Source organism: Ekhidna sp., from assembly GCF_965212185.1.
Classification (GTDB): Bacteria; Bacteroidota; Bacteroidia; order Cytophagales; family Cyclobacteriaceae; genus Ekhidna.
On the sequence record NZ_OZ243102.1, the window covers coordinates 727,097 to 740,427 of the forward strand.

The window sequence follows — 13,331 nt, forward strand, 5'->3', positions numbered from 1 at the left end:
TTAAGATAATTATGATTTCCTTATGTCTAAGTAAACTAACTCCGATTAAATAATGATATGATTAGTAGCCGTTATTCGATTATGATTTTTGTTTTGATTGCGCTGCTTGGCTATGAATCTATCTCACAAGAAAGAGACGGTGAGCCTTGCAATAGCGTTTCCCACAGGCTTATTCAGCCATTTCTAGGAATCTGGGAGGAGTATGAAATCGAAACAAATGGAGAGCAAACATTTATTGGAACACTCTCGGTCAGTTTAGGTGCAAATGGGTGTTCCTTATTACAACGGTTTACAAGTCCTGACTCTACTTTTTCTTATACAACCATGGGCTTTGTTAATACAGGTTCAGGAATTTGGGAAGAAACCTACATTTTCAGTAATGGGCATGTCGCAAATTATCAATGGATTATTGATTCCGGAGATATCATTCAACGAAGAGTAGGCGGGTCCCGCAAAATTGACTATCTACATCAATTGCGATTTACGGAGGTTACTAAATCTGATTATGTGGTAATTCAGGAAAGATCTGATGATGGTGGAAGAACATGGAAGCGAACCGAACGAACATATATCAAGCGAATTGGGGATTAATAGCATATGATAAGGTTCAAAGTGGTTAGATAAATGTTCTGATGATAAAAAAAGTTAGATGTCTTATCCCAAGTAATTGATGGATTGGAATGAAAATTATGAGTGGTTTTTGGCTTAAAAGATTGATGTAGGAGGATACCTTTTTTAGATTCGCGGTAAATAAGCGGAGAAGCTCTTTAAATAATTTCTCCCACCTATTGTCGTTACGATGAACAACTAATCAGCCGGACAGATACGTATGAAAAATTTATCACTCACTTTTTGCTTTGTATTGCTTTTTTCAATCTCAGCTTCTGCTCAGGAAACCCTCCAGCAAAAATTTGACAATATGCTGGAAAACACGGAAACCTATGAGCGATACAAGGTAATTCCTCGAACGGATCTGAATGCTTTTTGGTCAGAGGTGACCGACAGCCTGATTCAAAAGCAACAAAAAATCCTGCAGCTGCAAACTGAAACCCAAGATGCGAAAGCACTGGCTCAGCAGGCCCGTGAACAGCTATCAGATGTACAGACAAAACTGGACGAAAGTCTGGAGCTAAATGATACCATTTATTTCCTTGGTATTCCTTTCTCGAAAGTGGGGTACCACATCATGGTTTGGGTGATTATCATTGCCTTAGCTGTACTGGCAGTCATTGCCTACTTCATGTTCATTCGAAGCAACAGCGTGACTTCCCGAACGAGAAGAGAGTTTGAAATACTGCAAGCGGAATATGAAGAGCACAAAACCAAAGCACGCGAAACGCAGGTAAAGCTGAAGCGTGAACTACAAACAGCCGTCAATCAGCTAAACGAGCGTAGGAGCTAGACTCTTTTTTGGAGCGTCATCGCGAGCTATGCGAAGCGATCTCACAATAAGGAGATTGCTTCACCTTCGTACCTCAGGTTCGCAATGACGTGACCACTTATCGAGTTGTCATCATGAGTTTATCGAAGGAAGACAAGTCGTCGATTGATCATGTCAAACTTTTGGCCACTTCCAAGCCAGATATATGATATAAATGGTTATCAGACTTTCCAGAAAAGCAAGGAACACATAAAAAGAATACCAGGGAGTCATCGAGTTGATTCCAATCAATAGCATCATCAGCGTAAATAGCATGCCGAAAGAGATATTGAGTATCCTGTTCAGTTTGGCGTTGAGTAAAACAGACAGTGCCACCATCAACGATGGGATGGAAAGAATGACTGATGCGATAAGTAGTGTCATGGGACTGTCCAGCACATTGTTGCCTGTTAGCAGGCTATCAACCTTACCCGGAGTATATAATTCAAAATAATCTCCGTACAGGAAACATAATACCAATGAGGTCCACAAGGCGGATAGTTTGATTTTAATATTGATTTTTGGATTGTCTAGCATGTTAGGTTTGTTTTTTAGGGATTACTGACAGATTGATGCAACTGGATAGATAATGGTTGCGCGAGGCAATAACATTGCGAAATCTTCTCTCACCCGCACCCTTCGACAGTCTCAGAGACACGTTGTGAGATGCACAGGATTCCTCCTTTGAAGGCGGTCCGACGTTTCGGGGGAGAGATTGGTGGCGTGGCTGGAGGGTGATGTATTTTCCTATCTCATAATGCAGTCTCAATCCACGGAAGAATTTTCTGGCACCATCTTAGCATCTTTAAGATTGTGAACGTTTTCTTAGACTACTTTTTGAGCATTTTTCACAGCGTTTTTGTGCTGTTTGTTCTAACCGGATGGATATTTAAGCCTACTCGTAAGATACACATAGTCGCTATTGGGCTAATCCTAATTGCCTGGTTGGGAATTGGATGGTATAAAGGCGTGATCGGTTATTGCCCACTCACTGACTGGCACTGGGACATTAAGCGAGAACTAGGTGAAAGAAACATTTCCAGTTCATACATTGAATACATGCTGGAGAAAGTCACGGGCATGGACCTTAACCGTAAACTAGTTGACATTGGAACTGCAGTTGGGCTGATACTGAGTGTTTTGTGTGCCGGATATGTGAATCTCCGTTCCCGATTTCCTAAGAAATAGTGAATACCAATGCCATGTTTTGCGATCTCACAAACCAAATAGTTTTTCAGTTAGTGTGAACACAAACCGGTATTGGAGAATATAACTAGATGTCATTTCGAACGCATGTGAGAAATCTCTACCATCAAAGTAAATATCTCTCCCTTTGGTCGAGATGACAATTGGTGGGTATTTCGCCTTTGGTGGCGGTCCGACGTTTCGGAGTGTGTTGGGTTGAGTGCAGGAGGGGGAGGTAACAAGTTCTAGCGTTTGTTTTCTTCACAACCCAAAATCAGTTTTCAGTTCGTTAGGACACGAACCCTAGGCAGAGGACTGAAAATTTGTGTAATCTTGGCGCTAAAAGCACCGATATGAACCTGGTCGCATTTCTATCTTTCATTTTCATCACCACCTATACACCGGGACCCAACAACATTACTTGTGCATCATTTGGCATGCATCTTGGCTACAAACAAACGTTTAGCTTTATACTGGGAATAGTGGCAGGTTTCTTTTCCGTGATGTGGATCTGTGTTTTACTGTCCTCAGTACTTTTAGAAGTAGCACCATTCATCAACAACTATCTGAAATATATTGGGGCGGCTTATATTTTATGGCTGGCCTATCACACACTGAAAGCAAGCTATACGTCATCATCAGAAATAAAGGAGTTGGCAAAGTTTAGCAGAGGGTTTTTACTGCAAATGGTGAACCCAAAAGGCATCTTTTATGGCATGACTATTTTCACCACCTTTCTCTATAACCCGAACAAGCAATTACTTTCACATGCACCATGGATATTTGTTTTAGCTCTTGTGTGCTTTAGCTCGGTTTCAGTCTGGACCTTGTTTGGCAATTTTATTCAGAAGTACATGCAGAACAGGACTTTGAAAAAAGCCATCAACATTATTCTTTCATTAGGACTTGTCTACACAGCGTTACAGATTATGGACTTCTTTTAACTCGGGTGATCTATCTACCAGATTAATTTGTTTGTTAAGCTGGACTTGATCCTGCATCCAGCACCATGGTTTTTGTCTCCACAAACCACAATCAGCATTCAGTTCGTGAGTACATGAACCATTGTAGGAGAATTAAACTATTTGTCATTTCGAACGCATGTGAGAAATCTCTACCATCAAAGTAAATATCTTTCCCTTTGGTCTAGATGACATTTAAGTTGAACTAGCTGCTTTTTTATTGTTTTGGTTTTTATAAACCTAATCAGCAAGTTCGTGAGGGCACCAACCTAGTCAGGTCTATTCAATTTTATTGTACGATTTCCTTCTGCGTTTCAGGCTGGATCCATGTCCAGGCATACCAGACAATGAAGATTGTCGTTGCTATCTCGATAGCTGCAAAAAACATGTAATGATAACTAGCTCCTCCCATAAGCAGTGTCCCAACCATTATCAGCGTTTTGATAAAACCTGCAATAATATTTGCTAAGCGATTGAATTTATACTTCAAGACCCTTGACAGCAAAACCATGGCAATTGAAATTTCCATGATGACACCAGCGGCTAATAAAGTCGTTTCATTCATGTTAATGCCGGCGATTGTACCGGTGAGCAAAGCACTTAACATTTCGGCTGACATCAAGGACAAAACATCGCAATACAGGTAGTTTAAGGTAACGAAGATCCATAGTGTGGATAAAATGACTCTTCTGTCGTTAGTTACTTCTTCAGCTTTCATTCTTTTAGTTTTTTAAATGACGGTTCATACTCGTTTTTGTTACAGTTAGTGACTGATGTCTTCACAACCCGATAGTTCTTAGTTCGTGAGGAAACGAATCGAGTTAGTGAATTTTCTTCGAAGGCAATTCCCCCTTTGAAGGCGGTCCGACGTTTCGGGGATGTGTTGCGTTGAGCAGTTGAGGGGGATGTAATTGCAAAAGCACAAGCGAGACGCTTGCGCCAGCAGAAGGATAAACTCCATATAGCCTTTATCGACCTTTCAAATATAGCGGAGTGCTAAATATTCGACCTATTCCAATCCCCTCCACATCACATAGGTATCCACCAATCCCAATTCCTTGTGCTGAAATCCTTTGGGTGTGGTTCCGATGACCTCAAACCCGAAAGTTTGCCAGAGTCGGACAGCTGCTGTATTCGTTGATACGACAATGTTGAACTGCATGGCTAGATAACCTGCTTCTTTGGCTATTTGTATGGAGTGTTCGCAAAGTTGCTTACCGATTCCTTTTCCCTGATGAGACGGCATTACCATGTATCCGGCATTCGCAATGTGATTGCCTCGGCCGGGATAATTGGGTTTTAGAAAGTAGGTGCCCACAATTTCTCCGTTTTCATTTTCAGCGACATAAGTATCCATCTCCGGTGCAAACCAATACTTACTTAAATCAGACTTAGGTATATCATCCGGAAAGACGTAGGTATCGCCTTTCTTGACAACCTCTGAGAAAATCTCCCAGACGCCTTCATGGTCCGTCTCGGTGGCTTTTCTGATTTCCATCATGCGAGATCCAGTTTCATCATCAGATCTGTTTGCATGTCATTCCCCAGCTGAAACACATGCGTGTCGAAGGTTTTGAATCCATTTCGCTCATAAAAACCGATGGCATTGGTATTCTGATCCCATACTCCCAACCACAGAAAGGCTGTTTTATGAAACCTTGCTCGTTCCATTGCCTTTTCAAACAGCGCCTGACCCAGTCTCTTCCCCTGATAGGCTTTGGAAACATAAATACGCTCAATCTCAAGCCCATTTTGTTCCTTAATCTCCGTTTGAGCATCTCCCACGTTCACTTTTAGATAACCCGCTATGGCTCCATCAACTTTAACAAAGTAGTACTCCGACTGAGGGTTTTCAAGCTCTTTCTTTAATTGAGCTGAATTGAAGTTTGTCTCCAGGTAATTTTCGAGATCACTTTTAGTGTTTTGAGATCTATAGGTTTCTGTAAACGTCGCTATGCATAATGCTTGCAGAGGTTCAAGTTGGTCTGTACTGATGCTTTCGATTGTTACCTTCATTTGATGGATTAGTTTAGAGTCGCTGCGACCACTCTAATAACCTTCAACAGGTAATTGACAGTTCCTTCATGCATTCGGTGATTGATCAGACATGCACGAATCACAAACTGATTGTGCAGGGTAGTGCCCGTGATAAACACCCTCCCATCTTTTTCCAAGGCTGGGATTAGCTTTCTGTTCAGTTCGTCAATGGTTTTTTCATCAGTCAGTCCGTTCGTGTATCGGAAGCTGGTAACCGCCAGATGAGAAGTGCTTTTCAATTGAAAGTCATCCGCCTTTTCAATCTGTTCTCCGAGGTAGTGAGCCAGATCTATGTCTTTCTGGATCATCGCCTTTAGCTTTTTCATGCCGTAGGTTTTCAGACTCATCCACACCTTGATGGCTTTTGCATTTCGCGTCAACTGAAAATAATGCTCGTTGAAGTTGGTGCGCCCTTGCTCCTCCAGTGTGGTGTCCAGATAAGAGGCTTGCTTGAAATATGTTCGCTGTAGGATATTGAAGTCATTTACCAGCAAACAACCTGCTTCAAACGTCTGATACATCCATTTGTGAAAGTCCAATGCCAGGGAATCGGCCAGCTCAATGCCTTTGTATTCTTTCTGGATACTTTTTAAACAGGCCGGCAATCCTCCATAGGCTCCATCAATGTGAAACCACATGTCGTGTTCTTTAGAGATGGAAGCCAATGCAGTCAGGTCATCGATTGCTCCGGTGTTCACTGTTCCGGCAGTACCAACCACACAAAAAGGAGTGAAGCCGGCTGCTTTATCCTGCTCTATCGCTGCTTTAAGTGCGTCTATATTGATCGTAAAATCCTCATTGACAGCAATCTTTCGAAGCTGATTGGTGCCAATGCCCAGCTCCATCAGGCTTTTATCCACGCATCCATGCACTTCAGTTGAGGCATACACGGTAAAAGGCTTCATGCCGAACAGTCCTTTTTCTCGGATATTTTCTTTTTCAAAGAAGATGTTTCTGGCAACTGTCAGTCCTGCCAGGTTTGCGGCAGAACCACCACTGACCATCACTCCCCCACAGTCTTTTCCAAAGGAGGTAAGCTCACCCGCCCACTGCACGACACGCTTTTCAATTTCACTGGCAGCAGGTCCGAGGTGCCATTTCCCAACGTTCTGATTAATGGTGGCTGTCAGTTTTTCAGCAAGTAGTGACATCTGTGAACCCCCCGCCATCACATATGCATACATGTACGGACCTACATTGTTGGTCGCCGTATCCATTACTTTTTCTTTAAATAAATCAATTACCTCATCTGGCTGCATGCCCTCTACAGGAAGGGGTTCATCAAACCAGCTCTCGACTTCTTTTTGAGAATGGTAATGATAGGCTTTCTTTTCTTCCAGGCCAGAAAGTTGATTGATAACTAAATCAGAGGTTTTATTGAGGAGCTTTTCAAATTGCTCGGGAGAAAAGTCTAACGTGTTATTCATTACCTAATTCGTTCAGTGTTCGTTCTTTAAAATCTTGCTGACTGTATTGGACCTCAAGTTTTTCCAGCTGATCCAGGAAATTGCTGTCTTCAGGAAAAAGGTTTCGGACTCCTTCTGTTCCGGCTTCCCAAATTTCCTCAAATAGGGGCAGGTTTTCTTTAGCTTTCGCAGATAAGAAAAAATGCTTTTTTCGGGAATCAGACTTATCGATGATGGAATTGAGGTAGCCAGCCTTTTCCATTTTACCAACCATCGTGATAATGGAAGGGTGAGAGAAATGAAGTTTGGATGCTATTTCTGTCACTGAAAGCTGATTGTACTTTTTTAAAAGCTTGAATATCAGGAACCAATTGGGCTCAATGTCCAATCCCAGCTCTTTGTACATCTGTCGGCCACTATGTACCATGGCTTCACTAAGTCTTTTCAAACGAACAGCTAGCCCCAGATACCCTAATTCATTTACAAAATCGTATTTCATAACAATGTAGTCAACTACGTAAATATAAATAAATAAATGTAGTGCTCTACATATTTTATGGATTGTCTTTTGATTTCTTTAATTTCCAACCTTTATGGAAAATCAGAAGTTCTTCAAGAAAATAATGGTCGCCAACCGTGGAGAAATTGCCATTCGGGTGCTGCGGGCCATTTCGGAATTACACATTCGATCTGTGGCAGTTTACACCTTCGAAGACCGCTATTCATTACACCGATACAAAGCAGATGAGGGATATCAAATTGGCCCTGATGATGAGCCATTAAAACCCTATCTGGACATTGAGGAGATTATTTCTGTTGCCAAACAAAACGAAGTGGATGCGATCCATCCGGGCTATGGGTTCCTATCCGAGAACGTAACATTCGCTACACGTTGTAAGGAAGAAGGAATCGCATTCATTGGGCCTGAACCTGAGGTGATGTCTCAACTGGGAGACAAGGTGATGGCCAAGAAAGTAGCTAGGGCCGCTAAAGTTCCGGTTATTGAAGACAATTTGAAGGTTTTAGAAAATGATGAGATAGCCAAAGGTGAAGCGAAGCGCATTGGTTATCCGGTGATCCTGAAAGCATCTGCTGGAGGAGGCGGTAGAGGAATGCGTGTAGTAAGAGATGAGCAGACCCTTATCAAATCATTCAATGAAGCGAAATCGGAAGCTGGGAAAGCATTTGGAGATGATACCATTTTCCTGGAGAAATATGTTGAGAACCCAAAGCACATCGAGGTGCAAATCCTGGCGGATGGTGCAGGTAACATCGTCCATTTATACGAACGGGATTGTTCTGTTCAGCGAAGATTTCAGAAGGTGGTGGAGGTAGCTCCAAGTGTGGGATTGAAGGATGAAACCCGGGAAAAACTTTATGAATATGCTTTGCGCATTGCGAAACAGGTAAACTACAACAATGCCGGAACCGTCGAGTTTCTGGTTGACCCGGATGAGAGTATTTATTTCATTGAAGTAAACCCACGTGTTCAGGTGGAACACACTATCACGGAGGAAGTGACAGGGATAGACATTGTCAGGACTCAGATATTGATTGCGGCCGGATGCAAACTTTCACATCCACAGATATTTATTAATTCTCAGGATCAGATCAGTATACGTGGCTATGCTATACAATGCAGGATTACCACGGAAGATCCTACCAATGGATTTAAGCCGGATTATGGAACCATCATCGCCTATAGAAGTCCGGGTGGTTTCGGTATTCGCCTAGATGCGGGAAATGTCTACAATGGCGTAAAAATTTCTCCGTTCTTTGACTCACTGTTGGTGAAAGTAACCGCCAAAGGACGAACGTTGAAAGGGGCGGCCCAACGATTGCACCGGGCTCTTAGAGAGTTTAGGGTACGTGGTGTGAAGACTAATATTGGCTTCCTGGAGAATGTGATTTATACCGAAGACTTTTTCAATGGCAAGGCTACCGTCAATTTCATTGATAGTCATCCGGATCTTTTCAAGATTAAGAAGAGCTTTGACAGGGGTACAAAAACACTCAACTACATTGGTGAAATTTCCGTTAATGGTAATCCGGATGTAAAATCATTTGATCCAAATAAAACCTTCAGAACACCAAAACTACCACCTGTTCAGAAAGGAGCTTCTATTTCGGAAGGTTCAAGAGATCGATTAAAGAAGCTTGGTAGAGAAAAATTTGTCCAATACATCAAAGACGACCCAAAGGTGCATTTCACGGATACCACCTGGAGAGATGCACATCAATCGTTGTTGGCTACACGCTTCCGTACAGAAGATATGCTGAAGGTGACCAGAAGTTATGCTCAGCAAAACCCGGAAGTATTCTCCATGGAAATGTGGGGAGGAGCGACCTTTGATGTTTCGATGAGATTCCTGAAGGAGAGCCCGTGGAAGAGACTGCAACTCATGCGGGAAGCTGCACCCAATATTTTATTTCAGATGCTTTTGAGAGGATCCAACGGAGTAGGGTATACGGCCTATCCGGATAACCTGATCGAGCGATTCATCGAGCGAACTGCAGAAAACGGGATGGACATCTTCCGGATCTTCGATTCGCTCAACTGGATTGAAAACATGAAGGTGAGTATCAAAGCAGTTCGCGAACGAACAGAATCATTGGCTGAAGCTTGCATATGCTACACAGGAGAATTGCAGGATAATGACCAGAAAAAATATACCCTTCAATACTACCTTGATATGGCACGTCAGCTCGAAGACGAAGGAGCTCACCTCTTGGCCATCAAAGACATGGCCGGGCTGTTAAAACCATACAGTGCGCAGCTGTTGGTGTCTGAGTTGAAAAAGGCAGTGGATTTACCGATTCATCTGCATACGCATGACACCTCATCCATGCAGGCAGCCATGTACCTGAAAGCCATAGAATCAGGGGTTGATATTGTGGACGTTTCACTTGCTTCCATGTCAGGCCTTACCTCTCAGCCTAACTTCAACTCACTAGTCGCCACGTTACAATACCATGAACGTGGCAGGGAAATGAATCTCAAATCATTGAATGAGCATTCTACATATTTTGAAGATGTGAGGGAGTTCTATTACCCGTTTGAGTCTGGATTGAAAGCGGGAACTGCTGAGGTGTATGATCACGAAATTCCGGGGGGGCAGTATTCAAACCTAAGGCCTCAGGCCATTGCTCTTGGATTGGAGCATAAATTTGAGACCATCAAGAAAAACTATGAGATCGTCAATGATCTTTTTGGTGATATTGTTAAGGTGACACCTTCGTCCAAGGTGGTAGGAGATATGGCCATGTTTATGACTGCCAATGACCTGGGTGCCAATGATGTATTTGAAAAAGGAGCTTCACTTTCATTTCCGGAATCGGTGATCGGATTCTTCAAAGGTGATTTAGGCCAACCACCTGGTGGATTCCCTGCGGAGATCAGCAAGCTGATCCTGAAAAATCAAAAACCGCTTAAGGGACGAGCAAATGATAACATGGAGCCGGTTGATTTTGAAAAAGAATTTGCCGCCTTTCAGAAAGAGTTTCCATTGACAGATTTCGATGATTTCCTTTCATACAAGCTATACCCGAAAGTTTTCAAAGAGTATTACCAACACATTCAAAATTATGATGAGGTAACGAATCTCCCTACTCCAGTTTTCTTCTACGGAATGAAGCGAGGGGAAGAGGTGATTGTAAAGATTGCCAAAGGCAAGAACATCATCATTGAGATGGGATATATCACCGAGCCGGACGAGGAAGGTATGCGAACGGTTTCCTTCAAGCTGAATGGACAAACCAGAAAAATTGATATCCGGGATAAGAAGGTGGCCGTTCAGAAAGTCTCCAACCGAAAAGCTGAAGCTGCTAATGAAATTGGCTCACCACTTCAGGGCAAGATCGCTGAAGTGAAAGTGAAAGAGGGAGACAAAGTGAAAAAGGATGATGTGCTGTTTGTTATTGAGGCCATGAAAATGGAAACAACTGTTTCCTCATCGGTATCCGGTACAGTCAAGAAAATCCATTTACAATCAGGAGAGTTAGTGGAACAAGATGATTTAGTGGTTGAGTTGCGTTAGAATACCCTCTTTATCTAGTCCTCGTTTGCAACGAGGATTCCTAAAGCATTAAGTTTTCAACTTATTAATTCAACTTCAACCATTCCTTTTATTCCGGAATAATCTTTTGCTGAGCTGAACAAATATTGTTCTGCTTCCTCTACAATTAATGCATTAACTGGATTTTGATGAATATAATCGAGTCTTTTATCAATCATATGACTCTTCATTTCTATTGCATGATTATCATCTTTCCAAAATTTATATTTTTTAATTCTATTTAGGTTTCTTCCAGCATATTGAAATTGATTAAGCATCCATTCGCGTCGGCTTTCAGGTTCAGTTTCAATTATTTTAATGATTTTTTTAGCTGTAAATTTTTTAAAATCTCTTATGATATCTGACAGCTTATATCCTTCTTTAGCCTGTACGATGATATGCATATGATTACTCATAACACACCATGCAAATACAGTTAATCCCTTATTGCGGATGCAATAGTTTAAAGAGTTTACTATTTCTATTTTGTACTCTTTCCTTGTAAAAACATCGGTCCATCCTACAACTGTAAATGTTAGAAAGTAAAGAGCATTTTGATCAGATATAATGTATCGGTCACCAGACATAGTACAATAATAAGTATCGCATTGCAAATGCTATTGTTTAATCGTCCTCGTTACAAACGAGGACGAGCTTAGGGGTAAAAAATTCAATATTGGTACTATAATAAATTGGAGTCAACTTAAGCTGAAGTTTACTCCATGATCTCAAATTCAACACGACGGTTGAGTTGCCGTGTCTCCTCAGTTTCATTACTGGCTATGGGATATTTACCACCATAACCTATACCTGATATTCTTCTTCTGTTTATTCCTTTATTTCTTAAGTAGTCTGCGACTGCATCCACTCTGTTTTGGGATAGTTCAAGATTACTCACCGGATTTCCTTTATTGTCGGTATGTCCTTTTAGTCGTATGTTGAGATCGGGGTTTTCATTCATGACTTCAACCAATAAATCTAGTTGTTCATAAGAGCTGGTAAGAATATTTGCGGTAGCTCGTTCAAATAAAACATTCTCCAGTGTAATACTTGATCCGGCCGTTAGTGGTTGTAGATAAATAATGTTTTCCCCTAAAGGCACACTTTCTCCTACTTTCAATTTTGATGAAAAATATCCAGCGGATTTAAATACAAGAGTTTTTCCAACCAAATCTTCAGCCTCGAAAATTCCAGACTCTTTCTTTCGTGTGATAAAATCTTCAACAATGATGAGTTCGGCTGGGATGTTATTTTCAGAAGCACCATCAACAACTTTAAAGTACGACTTTTTATATACATCTATGATTTCTGTAAAAGAAGAATCTTCCACAATGTTTTGTTTGATAGGTATTTCCATGATATCTCCATACACATCGAGTTCGTCCGATCTAATAAAATAGGCGAATGGATCTGTTTCAATAAAACAAAATGAAGTCTCCGACTGAATTGAATTAACTTCAGATACATTGATGGGTCTGGTCCAATTTTGCCATGTATCGTCCAGCCGCTCGGTCATATAAATATCATATCCGCCTTTACCGCCTTGTCGATCAGAGGCAAAAAAGAGGGTTTTATTATCGGTTGCCAGAAATGGAGTAATCTCCTGATATTTGGTGTTTACAACAGAGCCAAGATTGGTCATGTGACTCCAGTTATTTTCAATGTATTCAATGACATATAAATCATCTTTTCCATGCGTGAAAGCCCCTTGCGTACTTAGAATCATGAATCTGTCATTTTTGGAGAGGCCTCCACTTTGTAGACCAGATTGATTTACAAGATCAGGTATTACATCTTCATAAAGAATGTTGTTATTGCTTAGGTAGTTGATCGTTGATATGTGTCCACCAACTTCATCAGACAGAACCTTATTGTAATATAATCCCCCATAATAGTCGAAACCAATAGGTGTTACTAAGCCTTGATCATCACCATAATCTGGTAAAATATCAATCATCCATGTATGACCATGAAAATTATGTTTTTCGGTGACAATCTCATCTAAATCACTTTCGTAAGGATGCAATTCTGTAAAGGCCATACGGTATTGATGATGGCTAATCGTTAGGTAGTTTGATTTATAGCGGTGAGTCAGTTCTAGCATGAGCTCAGCTCTTCCTGTAAATTTTACCTGTTCAATCGATTGACCTTCTGATAGATATACAGACAGAAGGCAAAGAATTACAATAGCTAGCTTCATATGGCAAAATTAAGTTGATACAAGAAATAAGCCCCCCAGTATTATTTTGATCTAGAGTATTCTTAG

13 protein-coding genes are annotated in these 13,331 nt (G+C 41.3%); 5 read left to right on the forward strand and 8 right to left on the reverse strand.

Going from position 1 to position 13,331, the window contains the following annotated elements; all coding sequences use genetic code 11:
* The first annotated feature begins 57 nt into the window (after positions 1-57).
* Both ACOMC3_RS03275 and ACOMC3_RS03280 read left to right on the forward strand, forming a co-directional pair.
* Entirely contained in the window at positions 58-591 is a 534-nt protein-coding gene (locus ACOMC3_RS03275) for a hypothetical protein (RefSeq protein ID WP_420318098.1), read from the forward strand.
* A gap of 238 nt (positions 592-829) precedes the next feature.
* A complete protein-coding gene (locus ACOMC3_RS03280) occupies positions 830-1,402 on the forward strand; it encodes a hypothetical protein (protein WP_420318099.1) in 573 nt (190 codons plus the stop codon).
* Positions 1,403-1,555: 153 nt separating this feature from the next.
* Here the strand turns inward: ACOMC3_RS03280 and ACOMC3_RS03285 are convergent, their stop codons facing one another.
* Positions 1,556-1,957, reverse strand: coding sequence for a DUF6326 family protein (locus ACOMC3_RS03285; protein WP_420318100.1), 402 nt, complete (start codon positions 1,955-1,957; stop codon positions 1,556-1,558).
* 276 nt (positions 1,958-2,233) lie between these two features.
* Here ACOMC3_RS03285 and ACOMC3_RS03290 point away from each other — a divergent pair, with 276 nt between their 5' ends.
* Together ACOMC3_RS03290 and ACOMC3_RS03295 are read left to right on the forward strand one after the other, a co-directional pair.
* A complete protein-coding gene (locus ACOMC3_RS03290; RefSeq protein ID WP_420318101.1) occupies positions 2,234-2,608 on the forward strand; it encodes a DUF2784 domain-containing protein in 375 nt (124 codons plus the stop codon).
* Between the two features lie 350 nt (positions 2,609-2,958).
* A complete protein-coding gene (locus tag ACOMC3_RS03295; protein ID WP_420318102.1) occupies positions 2,959-3,549 on the forward strand; it encodes a LysE family translocator in 591 nt (196 codons plus the stop codon).
* 307 nt (positions 3,550-3,856) lie between these two features.
* On the opposite strand, the gene ACOMC3_RS03300 is transcribed toward ACOMC3_RS03295, so the two are convergent.
* The 5 genes from ACOMC3_RS03300 to ACOMC3_RS03320 all read right to left on the reverse strand — a co-directional run bounded on the left by ACOMC3_RS03300 (position 3,857) and on the right by ACOMC3_RS03320 (position 7,509).
* Positions 3,857-4,285 (reverse strand): DUF6326 family protein, encoded by a 429-nt coding sequence (locus tag ACOMC3_RS03300; RefSeq protein WP_420318103.1) that lies wholly within the window; start codon positions 4,283-4,285, stop codon positions 3,857-3,859.
* A 291-nt stretch (positions 4,286-4,576) separates the two neighbouring features.
* Positions 4,577-5,068, reverse strand: coding sequence for a GNAT family N-acetyltransferase (locus tag ACOMC3_RS03305; RefSeq protein ID WP_420318104.1), 492 nt, complete (start codon positions 5,066-5,068; stop codon positions 4,577-4,579).
* Complete coding sequence (locus ACOMC3_RS03310; protein ID WP_420318105.1) at positions 5,065-5,583, reverse strand: GNAT family N-acetyltransferase; 519 nt, start codon at positions 5,581-5,583, stop codon at positions 5,065-5,067. The genes ACOMC3_RS03305 and ACOMC3_RS03310 overlap by 4 nt, the downstream gene beginning before the upstream one ends.
* Positions 5,584-5,591: 8 nt before the next feature.
* Positions 5,592-7,031 carry a pyridoxal phosphate-dependent decarboxylase family protein gene (locus tag ACOMC3_RS03315; RefSeq protein ID WP_420318106.1) on the reverse strand — a complete coding sequence of 480 codons (1,440 nt, stop codon included), beginning with the start codon at positions 7,029-7,031 and terminating at the stop codon, positions 5,592-5,594.
* On the reverse strand, positions 7,024-7,509 hold the full coding sequence (locus ACOMC3_RS03320) for a MarR family winged helix-turn-helix transcriptional regulator (RefSeq protein ID WP_420318107.1): 486 nt from the start codon (positions 7,507-7,509) through the stop codon (positions 7,024-7,026). The genes ACOMC3_RS03315 and ACOMC3_RS03320 overlap by 8 nt, the downstream gene beginning before the upstream one ends.
* A gap of 94 nt (positions 7,510-7,603) precedes the next feature.
* Here ACOMC3_RS03320 and ACOMC3_RS03325 point away from each other — a divergent pair, with 94 nt between their 5' ends.
* Complete coding sequence (locus ACOMC3_RS03325) at positions 7,604-11,047, forward strand: pyruvate carboxylase (RefSeq protein WP_420318108.1); 3,444 nt, start codon at positions 7,604-7,606, stop codon at positions 11,045-11,047.
* Between the two features lie 56 nt (positions 11,048-11,103).
* Here ACOMC3_RS03325 and ACOMC3_RS03330 read toward each other — a convergent pair whose 3' ends face one another.
* On the reverse strand, positions 11,104-11,652 hold the full coding sequence (locus ACOMC3_RS03330) for an REP-associated tyrosine transposase (protein ID WP_420318109.1): 549 nt from the start codon (positions 11,650-11,652) through the stop codon (positions 11,104-11,106).
* Positions 11,653-11,780: 128 nt separating this feature from the next.
* The gene (locus tag ACOMC3_RS03335) at positions 11,781-13,265 is read right to left on the reverse strand and encodes an OmpA family protein (RefSeq protein WP_420318110.1); all 1,485 of its coding nucleotides are present in this window, start codon (positions 13,263-13,265) and stop codon (positions 11,781-11,783) included.
* Positions 13,266-13,331 lie beyond the last annotated feature (66 nt).

What these genes read in the sequence shown, in the direction of transcription:
- ACOMC3_RS03330 (WP_420318109.1), bottom strand. Translation starts at nt 11,652, where the DNA reads ATGTCTGGTGACCGATACATTATATCTGATCAAAATGCTCTTTACTTT.
- ACOMC3_RS03280 (WP_420318099.1), top strand. Translation starts at nt 830, where the DNA reads ATGAAAAATTTATCACTCACTTTTTGCTTTGTATTGCTTTTTTCAATC.
- ACOMC3_RS03335 (WP_420318110.1), bottom strand. Translation starts at nt 13,265, where the DNA reads ATGAAGCTAGCTATTGTAATTCTTTGCCTTCTGTCTGTATATCTATCA.
- ACOMC3_RS03295 (WP_420318102.1), top strand. Translation starts at nt 2,959, where the DNA reads ATGAACCTGGTCGCATTTCTATCTTTCATTTTCATCACCACCTATACA.
- ACOMC3_RS03315 (WP_420318106.1), bottom strand. Translation starts at nt 7,031, where the DNA reads ATGAATAACACGTTAGACTTTTCTCCCGAGCAATTTGAAAAGCTCCTC.
- ACOMC3_RS03320 (WP_420318107.1), bottom strand. Translation starts at nt 7,509, where the DNA reads ATGAAATACGATTTTGTAAATGAATTAGGGTATCTGGGGCTAGCTGTT.
- ACOMC3_RS03305 (WP_420318104.1), bottom strand. Translation starts at nt 5,068, where the DNA reads ATGATGGAAATCAGAAAAGCCACCGAGACGGACCATGAAGGCGTCTGG.
- ACOMC3_RS03325 (WP_420318108.1), top strand. Translation starts at nt 7,604, where the DNA reads ATGGAAAATCAGAAGTTCTTCAAGAAAATAATGGTCGCCAACCGTGGA.
- ACOMC3_RS03300 (WP_420318103.1), bottom strand. Translation starts at nt 4,285, where the DNA reads ATGAAAGCTGAAGAAGTAACTAACGACAGAAGAGTCATTTTATCCACA.
- ACOMC3_RS03285 (WP_420318100.1), bottom strand. Translation starts at nt 1,957, where the DNA reads ATGCTAGACAATCCAAAAATCAATATTAAAATCAAACTATCCGCCTTG.
- ACOMC3_RS03275 (WP_420318098.1), top strand. Translation starts at nt 58, where the DNA reads ATGATTAGTAGCCGTTATTCGATTATGATTTTTGTTTTGATTGCGCTG.
- ACOMC3_RS03310 (WP_420318105.1), bottom strand. Translation starts at nt 5,583, where the DNA reads ATGAAGGTAACAATCGAAAGCATCAGTACAGACCAACTTGAACCTCTG.